This is a genomic window from Streptomyces sp. NBC_01390, from assembly GCF_045040105.1.
GTDB lineage: Bacteria > Actinomycetota > Actinomycetes > Streptomycetales > Streptomycetaceae > Streptomyces.
Map to the genome: position 1 here is coordinate 5,063,212 of NZ_CP109551.1, position 17,786 is coordinate 5,080,997.

Annotated in this window: 17 protein-coding genes; 5 read left to right on the plus strand and 12 right to left on the minus strand. The window is 68.6% G+C overall.

Annotation, left to right across the window (positions count from 1 at the left end; translation table 11 throughout):
- Window positions 1–125 precede the first annotated feature (125 nt).
- Genes OG241_RS22805 through OG241_RS22815 form a run of 3 tightly spaced genes read right to left on the minus strand, consistent with a single transcriptional unit; the run spans window position 126 to window position 4,327 of the window.
- Window positions 126–1,403: an acyltransferase gene (locus tag OG241_RS22805; protein ID WP_405817352.1), complete on the minus strand. Its 1,278-nt coding sequence runs from the start codon at window positions 1,401–1,403 to the stop codon at window positions 126–128.
- Window positions 1,403–3,835 (minus strand): bifunctional polysaccharide deacetylase/glycosyltransferase family 2 protein, encoded by a 2,433-nt coding sequence (locus OG241_RS22810; RefSeq protein WP_405817353.1) that lies wholly within the window; start codon window positions 3,833–3,835, stop codon window positions 1,403–1,405. The genes OG241_RS22805 and OG241_RS22810 overlap by 1 nt, the downstream gene beginning before the upstream one ends.
- Window positions 3,836–3,853: 18 nt before the next feature.
- Window positions 3,854–4,327 (minus strand): hypothetical protein, encoded by a 474-nt coding sequence (locus OG241_RS22815; RefSeq protein WP_405817354.1) that lies wholly within the window; start codon window positions 4,325–4,327, stop codon window positions 3,854–3,856.
- A gap of 228 nt (window positions 4,328–4,555) precedes the next feature.
- On the opposite strand from OG241_RS22815, the gene OG241_RS22820 reads away from it, so the two are divergent.
- Window positions 4,556–5,629 (plus strand): chitinase, encoded by a 1,074-nt coding sequence (locus OG241_RS22820; protein WP_405817355.1) that lies wholly within the window; start codon window positions 4,556–4,558, stop codon window positions 5,627–5,629.
- A gap of 12 nt (window positions 5,630–5,641) precedes the next feature.
- Here the strand turns inward: OG241_RS22820 and OG241_RS22825 are convergent, their stop codons facing one another.
- From OG241_RS22825 to OG241_RS22840, 4 genes are all read right to left on the minus strand, one after another.
- Window positions 5,642–6,112 (minus strand): imidazolonepropionase-like domain-containing protein, encoded by a 471-nt coding sequence (locus OG241_RS22825; RefSeq protein ID WP_405817356.1) that lies wholly within the window; start codon window positions 6,110–6,112, stop codon window positions 5,642–5,644.
- 23 nt (window positions 6,113–6,135) lie between these two features.
- Window positions 6,136–7,329: a cyclic dehypoxanthinyl futalosine synthase gene (gene mqnC, locus OG241_RS22830; protein ID WP_405826376.1), complete on the minus strand. Its 1,194-nt coding sequence runs from the start codon at window positions 7,327–7,329 to the stop codon at window positions 6,136–6,138.
- Between the two features lie 147 nt (window positions 7,330–7,476).
- Window positions 7,477–8,280: a prepilin peptidase gene (locus tag OG241_RS22835; RefSeq protein WP_405817357.1), complete on the minus strand. Its 804-nt coding sequence runs from the start codon at window positions 8,278–8,280 to the stop codon at window positions 7,477–7,479.
- Window positions 8,277–11,366 (minus strand): BTAD domain-containing putative transcriptional regulator, encoded by a 3,090-nt coding sequence (locus OG241_RS22840; RefSeq protein ID WP_405817358.1) that lies wholly within the window; start codon window positions 11,364–11,366, stop codon window positions 8,277–8,279. The genes OG241_RS22835 and OG241_RS22840 overlap by 4 nt, the downstream gene beginning before the upstream one ends.
- Before the next feature lie 243 nt (window positions 11,367–11,609).
- Here OG241_RS22840 and OG241_RS22845 point away from each other — a divergent pair, with 243 nt between their 5' ends.
- Complete coding sequence (locus OG241_RS22845) at window positions 11,610–12,266, plus strand: hypothetical protein (RefSeq protein WP_405817359.1); 657 nt, start codon at window positions 11,610–11,612, stop codon at window positions 12,264–12,266.
- Window positions 12,263–13,315 carry a hypothetical protein gene (locus tag OG241_RS22850; RefSeq protein WP_405817360.1) on the plus strand — a complete coding sequence of 351 codons (1,053 nt, stop codon included), beginning with the start codon at window positions 12,263–12,265 and terminating at the stop codon, window positions 13,313–13,315. Before OG241_RS22845 ends, OG241_RS22850 begins: the two co-directional genes overlap by 4 nt.
- Before the next feature lie 30 nt (window positions 13,316–13,345).
- Here OG241_RS22850 and OG241_RS22855 read toward each other — a convergent pair whose 3' ends face one another.
- Together OG241_RS22855 and OG241_RS22860 are read right to left on the minus strand one after the other, a co-directional pair.
- Window positions 13,346–14,248, minus strand: a complete 903-nt coding sequence (locus OG241_RS22855; RefSeq protein ID WP_405817361.1) for a hypothetical protein — start codon at window positions 14,246–14,248, stop codon at window positions 13,346–13,348.
- Window positions 14,249–14,293: 45 nt separating this feature from the next.
- Window positions 14,294–14,743, minus strand: a complete 450-nt coding sequence (locus tag OG241_RS22860; protein WP_405817362.1) for an ATP-binding protein — start codon at window positions 14,741–14,743, stop codon at window positions 14,294–14,296.
- Window positions 14,744–14,979: 236 nt separating this feature from the next.
- Here OG241_RS22860 and OG241_RS22865 point away from each other — a divergent pair, with 236 nt between their 5' ends.
- Both OG241_RS22865 and OG241_RS22870 read left to right on the plus strand, forming a co-directional pair.
- On the plus strand, window positions 14,980–15,831 hold the full coding sequence (locus tag OG241_RS22865; RefSeq protein ID WP_405817363.1) for a helix-turn-helix domain-containing protein: 852 nt from the start codon (window positions 14,980–14,982) through the stop codon (window positions 15,829–15,831).
- A gap of 10 nt (window positions 15,832–15,841) precedes the next feature.
- The gene (locus tag OG241_RS22870; protein ID WP_405817364.1) at window positions 15,842–16,036 is read left to right on the plus strand and encodes a DUF397 domain-containing protein; all 195 of its coding nucleotides are present in this window, start codon (window positions 15,842–15,844) and stop codon (window positions 16,034–16,036) included.
- Between the two features lie 208 nt (window positions 16,037–16,244).
- Here OG241_RS22870 and OG241_RS22875 read toward each other — a convergent pair whose 3' ends face one another.
- The 3 genes from OG241_RS22875 to OG241_RS22885 all read right to left on the minus strand — a co-directional run bounded on the left by OG241_RS22875 (window position 16,245) and on the right by OG241_RS22885 (window position 17,768).
- Window positions 16,245–16,574 carry a hypothetical protein gene (locus OG241_RS22875; protein WP_405817366.1) on the minus strand — a complete coding sequence of 110 codons (330 nt, stop codon included), beginning with the start codon at window positions 16,572–16,574 and terminating at the stop codon, window positions 16,245–16,247.
- Window positions 16,575–16,788: 214 nt separating this feature from the next.
- Window positions 16,789–17,286 (minus strand): hypothetical protein, encoded by a 498-nt coding sequence (locus tag OG241_RS22880; RefSeq protein ID WP_405817368.1) that lies wholly within the window; start codon window positions 17,284–17,286, stop codon window positions 16,789–16,791.
- A gap of 17 nt (window positions 17,287–17,303) precedes the next feature.
- Entirely contained in the window at window positions 17,304–17,768 is a 465-nt protein-coding gene (locus OG241_RS22885; RefSeq protein WP_405817370.1) for a hypothetical protein, read from the minus strand.
- Window positions 17,769–17,786 lie beyond the last annotated feature (18 nt).

Consider the following 17,786-nt stretch of genomic DNA (forward strand, 5'->3'; position numbering starts at 1 on the left):
GGCAGTACGTACGTCACGGCCTCCCGGCGGCACGAGTGCGGGCCGGGCGCGGCCGGGGCGGCCCGGGCGTGCCTGAAGCGCCCGGCCCGTCACCGCACCAGTCGGCCGGTCGGTCAGTCAGTCGCCTACGGGAGCAGTGTCGGTTTCTTCTTGGCGGCGACGTCCTCCACCCAGCCGCACAGCAGGATGAACACGGCGATCAGGATCCAGCCGACGCCGAACATGAACCACTGGCTCTCCAGCGGCAGGTACTTCTCGAAGGCAGGGACGTTCCAGAACTGGTCGATCAGGGGGACGGCCAGGATCAGGGCGATCTCGTGCCAGAGATAGAGCGTGACGGCGCGCGCGTTGAAGATCGTCACGATGCGGTCGAGCCGCTTGTAGCGGGTGAGCCACCCGAAGCCGATCTCGAAGTGCGCCTTCGCGTACATCAGCAGCGTCACGAAGCCCGCCGACCAGAACGCCTGCGCGAGCGGGATGTCGTCGAGGTCGTAGGAGCCCGTCTCGGCCTGGTGAGTGAACGCGTACCAGCCGCCGAACCCGATGGCGGCCAGGGAGAGCAGGACCACCAGCGCCGGCTTGAGCCGTTGCAGGACGCCCTCGCGGTGCGCGAAACCGAGCACCCAGCAGAAGAGGAAGGTGGCCAGGTCCGTGGCGCCGTTGCCGAAGCGGTTGTCCGGGGGCTCCCAGAGGTAGTGGAACGCCACGATCGGGGCCAGGGAGAGGAGCAGCACGGCCACCGGGGCCAGGCGGAACGTCCGCAGCAGCAGCGGGGACAGCAGGACGAACCAGAGGTATGTGCGCAGGTACCAGAGGATCTCCCAGGCCTGCTCGCCCCAGGCGCTGCCCGGCGGGTCGCCGAGCGGCACGACCCAGAAGACGATCTGCCAGCCCGGCATCCAGTCGTGGACCATCATCGCGACGATCACGAAGAAGCCCCAGAACCAGAAGGGGGGCAGGAGCCGGCGGACCCGGCTCCTGATCACCTTGAGGGCGGGGCGTTCCAGGGACTTCGCCATCAGTGTGCCGGCGAGGGCGAACATGATCCCCATCGACGGGAACACCATGCCGGCCCAGGCCCAGCCGAAGGTGTGGTAGGTCACTACTCGGACGAGAGCGACGGCACGGAGGGTGTCGAAGTAGCGGTCGCGACCCGCCGGCTTCCTCGCCTGCGGCGGGAGTTGGGTCTCCTTGGTGTCGCTGACGTTGGTGTCCTCGGCAGCGGGGTTCAGCTCTTCCGCGTACTCCGGCACGTACTCCTGCTGCTCGTAGGCGGCTTGGCCTTGTTCGGCGTACTGCTGGGGGTACGGCTGTTGCCCGTACGCGTACTCGTAGCTGTAGCCGTATCCGTAGTTGCTGTCGTAGCCGTGGCCGTAACCCTGCTGATCCGTCCCCCAGCTCATCAGCTTGCCCCCGCCGGAGTGCCGACCTCGCCCGTGCGCTTCAGTTTCTGCCAGCGCAGGCGGCCGCCGGTGAGGGCGGTGATGCAGGAGTGGATGAGGACGAGGTACATCATCTGGCGGTAGGCCAGTTGCTGCAGCGGCATCATCAGCAGGTACCGGTACTGCTCCCGGTCCAGACGGAACGCGTAGGCCGCGCAGACAAGTTGGATGCCAAGGACCGCCAGCCAGGCCAGGATCGCCGCCCGGAAGTCGACGAAGATCATCGAGTAGACCGTGAAGACGTCGATCAGCGGGGCGAAGACCGGCGTGATGATCTGGAAGATGACCACCAAAGGCATGCCGACGCGGCCGAAGCGGCCCGACGGGCCCTTGTCCGTAAGGGACTTTCGGTGCTTCCAGAGGGCCTGCATCGTGCCGTACGACCAGCGGTAGCGCTGGCTCCACAGCTGCTTCAGCGAACCCGGCGCCTCCGTCCAGGCCTTGGCGTGCTCCTGATAGACGACCCGCCAGCCCGCGCGGTGCATCGCGATGGTGATGTCGGTGTCCTCGGCGAGCGTGTCCTCGCTCATGCCGCCGACCTCCAGGACCGCGTCACGGCGGAACGCGCCGATCGCACCGGGGATGGTGGGCATGCAGCGCAGCAGGTCGTACATACGGCGGTCCAGGTTGAAGCCCATCACGTACTCGATGTGCTGCCAGGCGCCGATGATCGTGTTGCGGTTGCCGACCTTCGCGTTGCCCGCGACCGCGCCCACCTCGGGGTCGGCGAAGGGCTGCACGAGCTGGTGCACGGCGTCCGGCTCGAAGACCGTGTCGCCGTCCATCATGATGACGATGTCGTAACTGGCGTTGCGGACACCGTTGTTGAGGGCGGCGGGCTTGCCGGCGTTCTCCTGGCGGATGACCCGGACGTTCGTCATACCGAAGGAGAGGGCGGCGTCGCGGGCGATCTGGGACGTGTTGTCGTCGGAGCCGTCGTCCACGACGATGACCTCGATCGGGTGGGTGCTCTTCGCCAGCGACTCAAGGGTGTTGGCGATGCACTCCTTCTCGTTGTACGCGGGCACGATCACGGTGACCGGACGGGTGACCGTCGGTCCCCAGCTGAACTTTCCGCCCCGGCCGCGCTTCCGGTTGCGTTGCCGGTAGTGGCGGCGGGCGAGGAGCACCATCATTCCGAACCGGCCCATGACGGCGAAGCCGACGACCGCGAGTCCGGTCGCCAACCCCGGTACGGCCCATTCGGCGACCGCCACGGCCGCGATGAGGGCCTTGCCCTCGTAGAGGGTCGCGCCGGTGGCGGTGCGGTGGGCGGCCTGGAGACTCGACCTCCCCGCGCCTCCGGGGCCGTTGCCCGCCTGCCCGTTGCCGAGCTGGCCGTTGCTCTGCTGGCCGTTGCCCTGCCGGCCGGTCGGTGCACCGCCGGCGCGCCGGCCCTCGCCGGTGTCCGGAGCACCCGTGGCGGTGCCTGTGCCGGTATCCGAGCCCGCTGTGGCACCCGTACCAGTGCCTGTCCCCGTCCCGGTGGCCGTGGCCGTCTGCTGTGTGCTCACGTCCTGCTGGATCGCGCCACTGATGGTGGTGAAGGTGTAGCCGGCGGCCTTCATCTTCTTGATGTACGTCGGCAGCGCCTTGATCGTCTGTGAGCGCTCGCCGCCGGCGTCGTGGAAGAGCACCGAGGCGCCCTTGCCGTCCTCCGGTGTGGCCCCCTTGATGATCTCCGAGACGCCGGGCCGCTTCCAGTCGTCGCTGTCGGTGTCGACGAAGACGCTGGTGTAGCCCTCCTCGCCGAGCTTCTTGTAGACGGGCCAGCTGTAGTTGTCGATGGCGTCCGCCTCCGACGAGTACGGCGCCCGGAACAGCGTCGTCGTGATGCCGGCCGCGCCCGCCAGCGCGAGCTGGGTCTGCTGCATCTCACGGTTGACGCGGGCGTCGCTCTGATAAGAGAGGTCGACGTGCGTGAAGGTGTGGATGCCGATCTCGTTGCCCTGGTCGACCATCGTCTGGACGATGCTCGGGTAGCGCGACACCATCGACCCGACGACGAAGAACGTGCCGGGGACGTCGTACTCCTCAAGGATCTTCAGGACCTGGGGCGTCCAGGTGGGGTTCGGACCGTCGTCGAAGGTGAGCGCGATGGTCTTCTCCGGCACGGACTGGGTCACGGCCTGCCCGTTGCGGAAGCTGAGGATCGGTCCGCCGTCGATGACCTTGTCGGGGACGTCGTTCGAGCTGGCCCCGGTGCGTACGCGCTGGTCGCCGCCGACCTCCGCGCGCAGATAGCCGTCGAGCAGCATCACGCTGGTCAGCGCGAGCAGAAGCAGCAGGGCGAGGATGACTCGCGGTTTCTGCAGCGCCGCGGCCTTGCCGGCGGCCCGCTGCACCTTCGAGGGGGCGCGCCTGCGGCCGCGCGAGGTGGTCGTCGTAGTCATGTGGTGGCTGCGTTCCGGTCAGTTGGCGTCCGCGGAAGCGGACGCAGTGGCGGTCGCGGTGATGGTCCGTGTCGAAGCGGGCGGCTCGCCCGTGGCAATGCCCGCCGGCGGAGTGCCGGAGGGCCTGGCGGGCGGAGTGGCGCCGCCGGTGGGCGCGCCCGACCGGGCCGCACCGAAGCCGCCCTGCGGCTGCTGGTTGGTGCCCGGGCGCTGGCTGCCGCCGGGGCCACCGCGCCCGAAGGGCAGCATCGAGGACGAAGTGAGCGACGTGCCCCAGCCCATGAAGGCCATGCCGAGCACGACGGCATACCCAAGACAGACGACACCGACGAGGGTGCCGAACCGGCGGAGCAGTTTCGCCCGGCGGCCGGAGTTGTCCACGAACACGGGGCCGTCCGCGGACCCGTCGGACCCCTTGCCGCTCTTACGGCGACGGCCGGGGCCAGGGCCGCGGCCGGCGGCGCGGTTTTCGATGGCAGGCTCGGAATGCATTCCCCGGACATTAGGAGGTCTTCATGTGACTGAAACTCTGATTCTCATGTGAGACGCCCATGAGAAAGTCCTTAACCTGTGCATCTTCTGAGAGATTCCCCGGAAGCCTGCGCAACCCGCTCCCGATGAGGACAGGTTCGTGTGAGAACTTTCCACTCCGAATCCACTACGGAAACGCACTTTTGTTTCCGTCCTGGGACATACATCACGAGAGCGGGTGCATGCGCGATGAGGCGTTTTCTGAGGTCGGCCGCCGGATTCACATGTCTGGTGGCACTGACCTGCGCGGGGTGCTCATCGGGCTCGGACAGCGATACGGACAAGGCCGCGGGCAGCGCTGCGGCCGGCGGCTCCGACGCCGCCTCCGAGACTCCTTCCCAACAGGCCCGGTCGAGCGCCTCACCCTCGGCGAGCACGGCCTCGGCCACCGAGTTCGCCCCGTACGTCAGCGCCACCGACGCGTCCGACAACGACAGCGCGGGCTCGCCGACGACGTACAACCTGGCGTTCGTCATCTCGGACGGCACGACCTGCACACCGAAGTGGAACGGTACGACGGCCATCGGCGACTCGGCCGTCAAGTCCCGTACAGCGAAGCTCACGGCGACCGGTGGCTCGGTCCGCGTGTCCTTCGGCGGCGCCTCCGGCAAGGAGCTAGCCGAGGTCTGCGACAGTGCGTCCGCGCTGGCCAAGGCCTACGGAGACGCCTTGGACGCCGCAGGTTCGACCCAGGCCGACTTCGACGTCGAGGGCGACACGCTCACCGACTCCGCCTCCGTCGAGCTGCGTTCGAAGGCGATCGCCCTGCTGCAGAAGGAGCGCACCGACCTGAGCGTCACCTTCACCCTGCCCGTCATGCCGAGCGGCCTCGACGACGACAGCGTGGCCCTGCTCGACTCGGCCAACAACAACTCCGTACAGGTGTCCACCGTCAACATCATGACGATGAACTACAGCAGCGAGTACGCCGGCGACATGGGGCAGTACGCGCTCGCATCGGCCGCGGCGACGCACGATCAGCTGGCAGACATCTTCGGGCTCTCGGAGGCGGGGGCGTGGCAGGGCATGGCGTTGACGTCGATGATCGGTGTGAATGACGTCGACAACGAGACGTTCTCTCTGACGGACGCGGCGGAAGTGCGCGCATTCGCGGAGGAGAAGGAGGTCGCGTGGGTTTCGATGTGGGCGACTTTTCGGGATCAGGAGTGCGAGGAGGGAATTGCCACTTCTGATGACGCGGCGACCAATTGCAGTGGGGTTTCTCAGGATGCGGGGGCTTTTGGGGTGGCGTTTACGGGGTGAGAATGACAGCCCTCACCGACGTCTGTGCACCAGGCGGCCCGCGCACACCGTCGCTATGCATGCGCCGTCCTCGTCGAAAACGGCCAGGTCGGCTCGCTCGCCCTCGACGATCGCCGGGAGCCGCGCCCCCGTCCCCATCCCCGTCCCCGTCCCCATCAGTACGGCGACGTCGTTACGGGCGGCGGCTGATCGAAGGTCCGGTGAGGTGACGTACTCCGCCAGTACCGCCACCGCGCCCCCCTTCAGCACGGCGTGCACGCGTTCGCGCGGGGTCGGGGCGTCCGGGAGCGGGCCCTCGTGGACGAGCCCCGGGCCCAGCACGCCCGGCCAGTGCCGGACCCGCGCCCCCGGGAACCGCTCCGCCACCTCGCTGAGCGGGCCCACGGCGGCGACCCGGTTGCCGTCGACCGCGACGGCGCCGTCCTTCAACGGGTCCGCGTCCGAGTTGGTACGCACCTCGTCGGCGGCGTGAATCGTCAGCACAGGAAGGCCAGTTGCTCAGTCGCTCAGTTGCTGGCGAGGAGCTTCAGCTCGGGGTGGGCCGTGCCGCCCTCGATCGCGGTGGACGAGATGTGGGACATGACGCGCTCGTCGACCGGGTCGTTCGCCGGGTCGTCGTGGACGACGATGTGCTCGTACGTCGTGGCCCGCTGGGCGGGGACGCGGCCCGCCTTGCGGATCAGGTCGATGATCTCCATGCGGTTGGAGCGGTGCTTGGCACCGGCGCTGGAGACGACGTTCTCCTCCAGCATGATCGAGCCGAGGTCGTCCGCGCCGTAGTGCAGGGACAGTTGGCCGGCTTCCTTGCCCGTGGTGAGCCACGAGCCCTGGATGTGGGCGATGTTGTCCATGAAGAGACGCGCGATGGCGATCATGCGCAGGTACTCGAAGATCGTGGCCTGCGTACGGCCCTTGAGGTGGTTGTTCTCGGCCTGGTAGGTGTACGGGATGAAGGCGCGGAAGCCGCCCGTCCGGTCCTGTACGTCACGGATCATCCGCAGGTGCTCGATGCGCTCGGCGTTGGTCTCGCCGGTGCCCATGAGCATGGTGGACGTCGACTCGACGCCCAGCCCGTGCGCGGTCTCCATGATCTCCAGCCAGCGTTCGCCGGACTCCTTGAGGGGCGCGATGGCCTTGCGGGGGCGCGCGGGGAGCAGCTCCGCGCCGGCGCCGGCGAAGGAGTCGAGACCGGCCGCGTGGATACGGGTGATCGCCTCCTCGACCGAGACCTTCGAGATCCGGGCCATGTGCTCGACCTCGCTCGCCCCCAGGCTGTGGATGACGAGCTGCGGGAACTCCGCCTTGATCGCGGCGAAGTGCTTCTCGTAGTACTCGACGCCGTAGTCCGGGTGGTGGCCGCCCTGGAACATGATCTGCGTACCGCCCAGTTCGACGGTCTCCGCGCACCGGCGCAGGATGTCGTCGAGGTCGCGGGTCCAGCCCTTGGCGGTGTCCTTGGGGGCGGCGTAGAACGCGCAGAACTTGCACGCCGTGACGCACACGTTCGTGTAGTTGATGTTGCGCTCGATGATGTACGTCGCGATGTGCTCCGTACCCGCGTACCGGCGGCGGCGTACGGTGTCGGCGGCCGAGCCGAGCGCGTGCAGCGGGGCGTCCCGGTAGAGGTGGAGTGCCTCTTCGGGGGTGATCCGCTCGCCTGCCGCGGCACGGTCGAGGACGGCTGTGACATCAAACGACATGGGGGCGGCGTTCTCGGTCACCGGGCGTCCCTTCGGCAGGCGTGAGGCGGACCGTTCCAGCCTACGTCAGCGTCCCACCGGGCCTGACGCCAGCGTCCCGTCACGCCTGGTGTCAGGCCGAGTACGCCCGCCGGGCAGCGGTTCGCGTCACGCCGCGTACGCCCCGATCAGCAGCCCGACGAACGCGCCCGTGATCAGGAACGGGCCGAACGGGATGGACGTTTTGCGCCCGGCGCGCCGCGCGACGACCAGGGCGAGACCGTACAGGCCGCCGAACAGGAACCCGGCGAAGGTGCCGAGCACGACACTCCCCCAGCCGTACCAGCCCAGGATCGCCCCCAGTCCGAGGGCGAGCTTCACATCGCCGAAGCCCATGCCATTGGGACTGATGAGGAAGAGCACGAAGTACGCGCCCCCCAGTGCCAGGGCGCCCAGCAGGGAGGTGAGCCAGTCACCGGCGTGTTCGGGCAGCAGCGCGGCGACGCCCAGCAGGACGAGGGCGGCGGCGGCCAGCGGCAGGGTCAGCGGGTCGGGCAGCCGCTGCACCCGGAAGTCCACCACCGCGAGCAGCACCCCGAGGGGCGCGAGCAGCAGCCAGGCACCGAGCTCGGGCCGGGTACCGGTCGCGGCGGCGAGCGCGGCACACACGAGCGCGGTGGCGAGGGCGAGGAGGGGGGTGCTGGGCCCGTACGACGCCCTTTTGTCGTACGGGGTGCCGGCCACGTTCACTGTCACATGCCCGGCGTCGGGCCGGCCCTTGGTGTCCGCACCAGCACAGCTCGCGCACCGGGCCAGGCCCAGCCAGCCGCCCAGGGGGTGGCCCTGGGGGCAGCTGTCCCGCCAGGTCTCCTCGGGCGGGACGGAGAACCGGTAGGCGGCGCGGGGTACGAGCGTCCCGGCCGCCGCACCCCACAACGCGGCGACGGCGACGAGCAGTTGGTCGAGGCTCATCCCACGGCCGCGCTGCCGTCGCGCCACGTCGGCAGCAGCTCGTCGAGGAGCGCCTCGGTACGGGGCGGCAGGCCTCGCGCACCGCTGCGGCCGATCAGGTCGGCGGCGACCTGCTGGAGCTTGCCGGTGTCGCCGGTGGCGTGCGTTGCGCGCAGGAGTTCGTGCCACAGCCGCTCGTCACCGGGGGCGGAGTTGAGCGCGGCGGTGAGCGCCTCGATGGCCCGCTCGGCGCGGTCCTTCACCAGGTGGAACTCGGCGAGCGCGAGCCCGATGTCCGCGACCAGCAGCGGGAGTTGGGCGTCGATGATCTCGTGCGTGAGCCAGCCGTAGCGACCCTCGGTACGGTCGGCGAGCAGCGGTCCGCGCACCAGCACGAGCGCGTCGGTCAGGAGCCGGCCGCGTACGACTCGGCTGTCGACGCCCTTGCCCTGCGTGGCCTCGTGATAGAGGGAGCGCAGCACATCGAGGTCGGACACGACCGACTTGGCGAGCGTGAGCCGCCCGTTGGCATCGGTAGCCAGACGGGGGGTGCCGTCGGGGTCGGTGCCGAGCCAGACGCGCAGCCGCTCGAGAAGCGCCTCGCGTACGTCGTCGGTGACACCGCGCGGCCAGAGCGCCGAGGCGAGCACACGCGGGTGGACACCCTCGCGGTGCAGCAACAGCAGGGCGAGCGCCTCGTGTTGGAGTGGGCTGCGCTCTCCGTCCGGTGTGTCGAGGCCGATGATCTCGTACGGGCCCACGAGCCGCGCGTACACCGCCGGGCGCCCCTGCTCGCTGATGTCGACGAGGAAGGGGGGCGTCGTCGCCGGTCCGTCCGGGGCGTGTTCGGGGTCGGCGTCGACGAACAGCTCGACGATCGCCCGCTGTTGGGCGACGGGCAGCGTCTGGGCGTCGAGTTCGAGGCCGAGGAGGGGCGCGAGGAGCTTGCCCTCGCTGGTGATCTCCATCTCCCAGGCGGCGCCCGGCAGATCACCACTGTCGGTGCCGACGAGGTATCCGATGCCCAACCGGCTTGCGTCGGCGGCGAGTTCGGCGAGCTTGACGGCGTCGTCGGCGGACGGCTCGGCGGCGAGGAGGACGAGGTGCGGGGCCCAACGGGTGTGCTGGGCGGGCCCGGTACGGCCGGTGAGGACCGAGTCGTGACCGGCGGCGCCGAGCGCGCCGCGCCGCTGCCGGGTCTCGGCCTCCATCGTCTCGACGAGGGCCTCGATGTCGTCGAGGTGGCGCAGCCGGTTGGGGGCGAGAGGGGTGAGGTCCTGGCCGAATCCGACGAGGGTGATGGTCATGCGGTCCGACCACCCGTTGGTGGCCAACTCGGCGGCTACGGACGCGAACACGGCGGCCCGGTCGGACTCGCTGCCGCTGAGCGAGACGATGCCCGGCACCGACTCCAGGTTGAGCAGCAGACGCGAGTCGTCCATGGTCCCGAGGCTGACGAGGCCCGGGTAGGGAGCGGCGGTGTCGACATCCTCGTAGCGCTCGGCGTCGGTCCGGGACAGCAGCCAGAAGGTCTGGTCCTGCCCGAGCTGCCACGGGGCGGGCGGCTTCCCGGCCGGCTGGGCCAGTTGCAGATGCAGGTCACCGTTGCTGAGCCAGGCGGCGTAGACAGTGGGGAGCGGGCGGGACTCGCCGGCGAGGGAGGCGGCGAGGCCGCGCAGTGAGCGGTCCAGCAGGCGTACGCCGTCGGGGTCGGCGCCGATGAGGAGCGCGTCCTGGGCGTCGGCGGCGGCACCGGTCGGCGTGGGCGGCTCCATACCGCGCCGCCCGCCGACCGCGCCGAGGGCCGACTGCCACAGGGCCTGCCGGCGCCGGCGACCGAGGGCGCCGAGGAGACCGGCGGCGAGAAGCGGGGCACCGACCAGGGCTTCGGGGAGGCCGAAGGAGAAACCGGCGTCGGATTCGGCGGCGGTCGCGGTCTCCGCCGCCGCGTACTGCTCGTGCTGCACGGCGGGCGTGGCCTGGGATGCGCCGGTCGCGGGGCGCTGCTGGGGGAGGCTGATGCGGGTGGTGTTGGTGTCGAGGGAGGCGGCGGCGCCCTGCTGACCGCCGCCGGCCTGTTGTGCGTGGTCGCCGGTCTGGGCGTACTGGTTGATCTGCTGGGCGACCTGCGGGGTGACGGTGGAACCGGCGTCGGGTGCGCTGGTGCCGGATGCGGTGGGGGTGGTGCCGGTGCTGGGCATCTCGACGAGGTCGCCGCCGCGGGCGTCGCCGGGCATCTCCATGATCCAGCCGGGCCGGATCAGACTGGCCTCGGAGAGCCGCGAACCGTCGGGCTGCACACGGTCCTTGTTGAGCTGGTAGATCTCGCCGTACCGGCGCCCGTCGCCGAGGTGGCGTTGCGCTATCTCCCAGAGGGAGTCGTGGTGACGCCCCTCGGGCGGCTGGATCCGGTAGAACTTGGTGTCCTCGGCTTTGACCGATGGCCCCCCGACCTGCGCGTGACTGGCCGCATCGGCGGCCTGCCGGCCGAGCGCGGCGGCGGTGTTGGCCGCCTGCTCCTGCTGCTGCGCGAACATCCCGCTCAGCGAACCGCCCGGCGTGGCCTGGGCGGAGGCGACGGTGCCCTGCTGGTTCCCGTCCATGCCGTGCTGCCCGAGCTGCGAGAGGCCCGGCGTGAGGGAGGCGGCCGTGGCACCCACGAGCAGCAGCGCGGCGACGAGCTGCCGCGCGAGCAGCTGACTCGGCCCGGCCCCGGGCACGCGTCCCGGCATCCCGACCCCGGACAGCGCGGCCTTTATCTCGACGAGCACGCACGCGGTGAACTGGGCCCAGGCGATCCACACGATGACGCCGAGGACACCGAGGAAGGTCTTGACGGTGATCTCTTCCTGGAGCCAGTCCAGGGACGGCGACCCGTTCGGGAACGGCCAGCCGATGTTCACGGCGAGCGCGTAGGGCACCCCGACGAGCAGCCCGACGAGGGCGACGAACGCGAGAAACGCCTTGACGAAGTCCCCGAAACTGCGGCGCCGCCGGGGCAGAGGCTGGGGGGTGCGGTTCCTCGGCGTCGACGATCCTCCCGCCGAGCCTGCGTTCCGGCTGCCCGTCCGGCTTCCCGTCCGGCTTGATGTGCTGCGTCGCGGCATGGCGGGTGTCCTGGGTTCGTGTCGTGTGGGGTGGGAGCGGGACATGGGGGTGTGCTGAGCCTATCGGGATCTTATTTCGGACGCGGGTGCCGGTCGACACAGAGACCGTTCGCAACCGCCACGACACACTCCTCACAGTCCCCACACAACCCCCTGGCGGCACACAAATGCCCTCTACGCACCCCTGATAGCTTCGTTCTCTGCCGTACACACGCATCAGTCCGACTCCGGGGGAGATCAACCGTGGCCCGCCGCGCGCTGTCCATCACCGTCACCACGCTCACCGCGACAGCGGCGCTCCTGCTCACCGGATGCGGCGGAGGCGACGATTCGACGCCGGACGACATCAAGGGGGCGGATTCGGGGGCGAACAGTCCTTCGGCGTCTGCTTCGGCGTCGGCATCCGCGCCGGCGGGGGTCACGCGGCCGGTGGTCACGCTCCCGGACAACTTCCAGCTGACGTTCGAGAACTGGACGAGCAGCGATCCCGAGAAGCAGACCCTCCTCACGGACGCCAAGGAACAGCTCCGAGCCGGATACGCGTCGATCATCGCGAACAAGCCCGATGGCAATGAAGCGCTTGCCTTCTACGACACCAAATCGGGTCTTTCGCAGGACCGTCAGTGGATCAAGACGTACACGGGCAAGAACCTGACGGTATTCGGCAAGCTGCCCGCATTCGACCCCAAGGTCACCATCGGCAAGAACAAGACCTCGGCGGCCCTCTACTACTGCACCGACGAGAGCAAGGCCTACTCGAAGAACCGCAAGACCGGTGAGGTGGCGGGAAATCCCGCTGGGACGAACCCCAAGATCTTCTATATGGCCAGCCTGGCCAAGAACGAACAGGGCGTCTGGCAGAACGTCTCGCTCCGGTCGGAGAGGGGCGCCTGCTCGTGACCAGCCCGCTTCGCGGTTGGCCCTCTCTGACAGCTGCGTCGCTCGTCACTGTCGTTCTCGCGTCGACGTCGGCCCACGCCATCGGAGACGGTGGCGTCAACGGGTCGACCGACAGCCAGGGAGGCATCTCCGCCTCAGCCCGCTCCAGGATCAAGGTCGCCCAAGTGAGCGGCCCCACCGGCGGAAAGCGGGGCGCCCTCTCGTCGGTGGACGTGAACTGGAAGCCGCCGCCCTGCTGGTACGAACCCGTCTTCACTCCGGCACAGCTGAAGAACTTCTCCGAGACCAACGGCAACGGTGACGTCGCCCTTCGCCAGGGGTGGCAGGGAACTCGCCTGTGGACCGACCATTTCAAGGACGAGCAAACCGCCGCCAACTACTTCGCCGCCCCGTCGACCGTTCCGGGATACAAGGACTACAACCTCGGCAAGGACGGCTACTTCTGGCGCGGAGTCGCGCCGCACATCGACGAGGTCGACGACACGTCACTGTGCGGTCGCCTCATGTTCTGGCAGAACGCCGGTGAGATCCCCGACGTCCCGAACGCACCCACCTCCAAGACCCTCGCCGAGTACGCCTACGACAAGGTCAAGGTCCCCGAGACCGAGGTCCAGCTGAAGCCGACGGCCAAGTCCACCGTCAACCTGCCCACCTGGGTCTGGCTGGACAAGGGCACCTTCCAGGAGGTCAAGGTCCGCGCCGAGCTCCCCAACACGGCCCTGTGGGCGGAGACGACCGCCAAACCGGTCGCCCTCCACCTGGACCCGGGCACGCCCGACGCCACCGCCTACCCGGCCTCGGGCGACTGCACGATCAACGAAGACGGCTCGATCGGTACGCCGTACACGGCGGGCAGGGCAGCCGAGGGCCCGCCGTGCGGGATCACCTACCTCCGCGCCACCGATGGCAGCCCGTACCAGCTGAAGGCCTCCGTCACCTGGCAGATCACCTGGCAGGGCAGCGACGGCACCGGGGGCGACCTCCCGAACGGCACATTCGATACGACGCAGGGCATCAACGTCCAGGAGATCCAGGCGGTCAACCGGTGACGCGGGCCAGGTCGTGACGGGTGGAACGGATCAGCCCGTACGGTCGGCGAACAGGTCCTCCGCGTCCGTCGCGCTGACTGCCCGCCGGGCCCAGATTTCGAGCTGCCCCAGGTCTGAACAGGCCTCCACTCGGTCACGTACGGAGTCCGGAATGCTGATGCCGCGCCACTTGAGGATGTGGAGGATCATCGACGCGCGTTCCTGCTCGATGCCCTCTTCGCGGCCCTCTTCGCGGCCCTCTTCGCGAACCTTCTCGGCGACCTCGTGTCGGAAGAAGTAGTTGACCGGCATCATCAGTTCCTTCCAGATCTGCTTGGCCTGGGCATCGCCCAGACAGGACTCGACGAACTGCGCGAGCATCCCCGCGCCTTCGGTGTCGGTGGTCTCCAGAGCTGCCGCCAGCGGCTTCAGTATGGCAGCGGCACCCGGGCCCTTTCCATGCGTCATCGCGGAGAAGGCCGCGAGGAACACATCCCGTTTGGCCTCGGCCTCGTCGGCGATGAGCGGCACGTTCTCCGGGCTGAGCACGAGCGGCCGTACGGTGAGCGAGTCCCATCCGGGCAACCCCAGACGGATCGGCCGTGCAGCCCAGCGAGCCGTGGACCTGCTCTGGGTCAGGACGATCAGCACCGGCTCCCAACGGTACTTCGCGTACAGGTAGCTGAGATAGAACGCCCAGCTGCTCCGTTTCCTGTCGTCCGGCTTTCCCTGCGACTCGACGATCAAGAGGTACGTACCCTCGTCCGTCTCCGCCCGCAGCAACGTGTCCACGCGTCGCTCGATCCGCTCGATCTCGGTCAGATCCGCGTTCAGCACCGCGAAGTCACGGGGCTCGGGGATGGGAATGTGCAGCACGCGTTGAAGCGTGCGCGTGAAACCCGCCGGGTCCTTCTGGCAGATCCGGTGCAGGCCCTCATGCGACGAGCCGACCATCCGCTCTCCTTTCCATTCCATCGTCTGTTCGGTTCGATCAACGAGCTAGGCCGCGACGAGGTCACCCCAGACGTACTTGCCTGGCCGCCCATGCCTGGTCAGCGGCTGCCAGCCCCAGAGGTCGGCGCAGGAGCTGACAAGGGCGAGGCCGCGCCCGTCTTCCAGGTAGGTGAGTTGCGTGAGCGCTGCTGCCGAGGGCGGGGGCGCGGGTGGTTCGGGGTCGGCGTCCCAGGCTCCGATGCGCAGGTAGCCGTCACGCAGGCGCAGGCGTAGTGCGACGGGGCCCTTGGTGTGGCGCACGGAGTTGGAAATCAGCTCGGTGGCGAGGAGTTCGGCGGTGTCGGTGAGGCGGATCAGGCCGTGCATCGTGAGGATGAGACGGACGGTGCGGCGGCAGACGGTGACGGCACGGAGGTCGTGGGGGATGTGGAGGACGTACTCCCAGGATTCGTGTGCGGCAGGGCCGCGGGCGTTTCCTTCGGTTTCCGACAGCATGCGTTAACTCCGTTGCTGGGGATGGGAGTTGATTAACCGCTGGGGACACGGGCGGTGGCTGTGCCGCAGCCGTCATGGCAGGACGGGGCGGTGCGCTTCCGGAGTCCCGGTGATTCCGCAGCGTGTGCGTCGCGACACCGACGGTATTTCCTAACTTTAGGAATGCGCAACTCACTGCCGTACGCTGACACCCGAACGAGGCATACACATGGGGCAGTTGAAACGAGGAGGAATCGGTGCCGCCGAGGAGGCATCTCACGGCCCACAGAGTGCGATTGGGTACTGAGCTGCGCAAACTGCGCGAGGCAACGGGGATGAAGGCCCGCGAGGCCGCGGCACTACTCGGAGCCGACTCGGTCCAGATGAGCCAGATCGAGTCCGGAGTCGCGGGCGTGAGCGTCGAACGCGTACGTCGCCTCGCAGCCCACTACGCCTGCACGGACGAGGCGTTGATCGAAGCCCTGGCGGCGATGGCGACCGATCGCACGCGTGGCTGGTGGGAGGAGTACCGGGGAGTCCTGCCTCCGGTGAACCTGGACGTGGCTGAGACGGAGCACCACGCGACATTCCTGCGCGAGATCGTCATCACGCACGTTCCCGGGCTCCTCCAGACTCCGGACTACGCCCGCGCCGTCTTCGGATACATGCGCCCGGAGTTGCCGGAGAGCGAGTTGTCACCCCGAGTGGAGCACCGCATGCGACGGCGCGCCGTCATCGAGGGCGACGACTCCACCCCGTACGAGACGATCGTCCACGAGTTCGCCCTGCGTATCCGCGTGGCCGACCGTCGAGTCTCCCACGCCCAACTCCGGCAGATCCTGGACCAGATCGAGCGGGAGCACGTCACCGTGCGCGTCATCCCTACCGATCAGGACGGCTTCGGCGGTGCCGGCGCATCGATGATGTACATGGGCGGGCCCGTTCCTCAGCTCGACACCGGATTCCGGGACGGCGCAGCCGACACCGCGATCATCGACAGGGAACCCCAACTGGGTGCGCTTCGAACGCTTTTCCGTAAGGTGGAGGAGGCGACGCTGGACCCCACAGCGTCCCGGGACTTCATTCACCGACTGTCCAAGGATCTGTGAGGCGCGTCCCATGACCCAATCCCTGAACTGGCGGAAGTCCACATACTCCAGCGGCGCCGAGGGCAACACCTGCGTGGAGATAGCGGACCAGCGCACCCGCATCGCCATACGCGACTCCAAAGACCCGGCCCACGGCTCCCTCACCTTCCCGCCCCGGGCCTTCACCACCTTCATCGAGGTACTCAAGGCGGATTCGGCGAGGTGAGGGGGCGACGCTGACAGGTTCCGTAGCCAGTCGAGAATGCGGGTGCGCGACTCGGGTACGGCCACCGCCACTTCAGTGGCCCTCTCCCGGCCCACGTATCCACGGCCGGCGACGATGCCGTCCGCACGCTCCATCAGCACGTCGTCAGCCACCGTGTCACCCGACCCTTCGTCCTTACTTGTTGCACAGCCTCGGGAGCTTTCTGGGCTCACGTCCTGAGCGTCCAGAGCGTCCAGACATGCGAGTCCGGTGAAGGAGCCGAGCGCACTTCCCACTCGGAGAGATCCTCGCCAGGCGCGCCGTACGGCAACTGCCCGTCCCGTGGCTCGAGGTAGAGACCGTAGGCCCAGTACTCCGGCATTTCGTGGCACATGAGGTCGGGGTACGGCTCGATCCGGGCGCCCTCGTACGTCGAGTTGATCCCGGCCACGGCTTCGGCTCGGGGGATTCCGAACCGGCTGACCATCTCCTCTGCGATCTGCCGGAAGTAGTCGAGCATTCCGTCGTCGAGCGCGATGAGAAACTCCTCAGTCCTCACGATGGACCCACTCTCCGCAGGGCAGGCTCTCGAACAGTGCCTTGTCACGAGCGAGCCGACAGACCGAAGGCCTCGATCAAGTCGCCCAGGACGCCTGCCGAGAACGGATCGGTCGCCGGGCGTCCTCCGGAGTGACCACGCCCCGGCGAAGTACGGCGAAGTACTCGGGCAGCAGGTACCCCTGACCACCTCAACCGCCCAATCTCACGCTCCCTCAGGACCGGCGGCCGCGCAGCGCCTGCCAGGCGTCTTCGACCATGTACTGCGTCTCCAGCCGCCAGGTCTTCAGCTTGTCCTGCACCTTTGACGCGACCTTCCACCTCTTGAGCCACGGCGGAAGATCCCGGAACGGCACGTAGTCAAGGGTGTCGTCGATAGCGTTCACAGCGATGCTCTTGCGACCAGGGCCCTCCGCCCGAAGCGCGGCGTACAACTCGGGGGTGAGCTCACCGTTGAGCCGCGCCGCGACACCAGCCGCAGTGAACGCGAACCCCCGCTGCCCTCGGTCCGGCAAGTGCATCGCCCTGACAATCCGCGGCGACACTTCCTCCAGCGAGCAGTTGAAGGCCAACCCGATCACCGCCGTACCGAGGCCATCCGCGCCACGCTCGAAGGCAGCGTCCCACTCGGCGGGGTCGTTGAGACGCAGCAGACCCTCGCCGCTCTCCCAGTTCCACTCGGACCCCATGACCGAGTTCCACTCGGACCCCATGACCGATTCTCCTTCCATCAGCGACGACGGCGCAGGGCCCGCCAAACTTCTTCGACCGTTTCCCCGGACCGCAGCCACCAGCTCTCCAGCTTGTTGCGCACAGTCACAAGCACCCACCGCCGCTTGAACCACGGGGGCAGCTTCCGAAACGGTACGAACCCCAGCGTGTCTCTGATGGGGTGCTCGGCGATGCCGCCAGGCCCCTCGGCGCGCAGGGCCGCGTACAGCTCCGGGGTCAACTCCCCATTGAGCCGAGCGGCGTGACCGGCCGCGGTGAACGCGAACCCCCGCTGGCCGATGTCCGGCAGCCGCATCGCTCTGGCAATCCGGGGCGACGCCTCCTCCAGTGAGCACTGGAACGCCAACCCGATCACCGCTGTACCGAGATGATCTTCGCCGCGCTCGAACGCGGCGTCCCACTCCTCGGGGTCGTCGAGTCCCAGCAATCCCTCGCCGCTTTTCCAGTCCCACCCGGATGCCATGGCCAACCTTCCTTTCGG

What these genes read in the sequence shown, in the direction of transcription:
- mqnC (WP_405826376.1), bottom strand. Translation starts at nt 7,329, where the DNA reads ATGTCGTTTGATGTCACAGCCGTCCTCGACCGTGCCGCGGCAGGCGAG.
- OG241_RS22860 (WP_405817362.1), bottom strand. Translation starts at nt 14,743, where the DNA reads ATGCTGTCGGAAACCGAAGGAAACGCCCGCGGCCCTGCCGCACACGAA.
- OG241_RS22840 (WP_405817358.1), bottom strand. Translation starts at nt 11,366, where the DNA reads ATGCCGCGACGCAGCACATCAAGCCGGACGGGAAGCCGGACGGGCAGC.
- OG241_RS22855 (WP_405817361.1), bottom strand. Translation starts at nt 14,248, where the DNA reads ATGGTCGGCTCGTCGCATGAGGGCCTGCACCGGATCTGCCAGAAGGAC.
- OG241_RS22815 (WP_405817354.1), bottom strand. Translation starts at nt 4,327, where the DNA reads ATGCATTCCGAGCCTGCCATCGAAAACCGCGCCGCCGGCCGCGGCCCT.
- OG241_RS22885 (WP_405817370.1), bottom strand. Translation starts at nt 17,768, where the DNA reads ATGGCATCCGGGTGGGACTGGAAAAGCGGCGAGGGATTGCTGGGACTC.
- OG241_RS22805 (WP_405817352.1), bottom strand. Translation starts at nt 1,403, where the DNA reads ATGAGCTGGGGGACGGATCAGCAGGGTTACGGCCACGGCTACGACAGC.
- OG241_RS22880 (WP_405817368.1), bottom strand. Translation starts at nt 17,286, where the DNA reads ATGGGGTCCGAGTGGAACTCGGTCATGGGGTCCGAGTGGAACTGGGAG.
- OG241_RS22835 (WP_405817357.1), bottom strand. Translation starts at nt 8,280, where the DNA reads ATGAGCCTCGACCAACTGCTCGTCGCCGTCGCCGCGTTGTGGGGTGCG.
- OG241_RS22820 (WP_405817355.1), top strand. Translation starts at nt 4,556, where the DNA reads ATGAGGCGTTTTCTGAGGTCGGCCGCCGGATTCACATGTCTGGTGGCA.
- OG241_RS22870 (WP_405817364.1), top strand. Translation starts at nt 15,842, where the DNA reads ATGACCCAATCCCTGAACTGGCGGAAGTCCACATACTCCAGCGGCGCC.
- OG241_RS22810 (WP_405817353.1), bottom strand. Translation starts at nt 3,835, where the DNA reads ATGACTACGACGACCACCTCGCGCGGCCGCAGGCGCGCCCCCTCGAAG.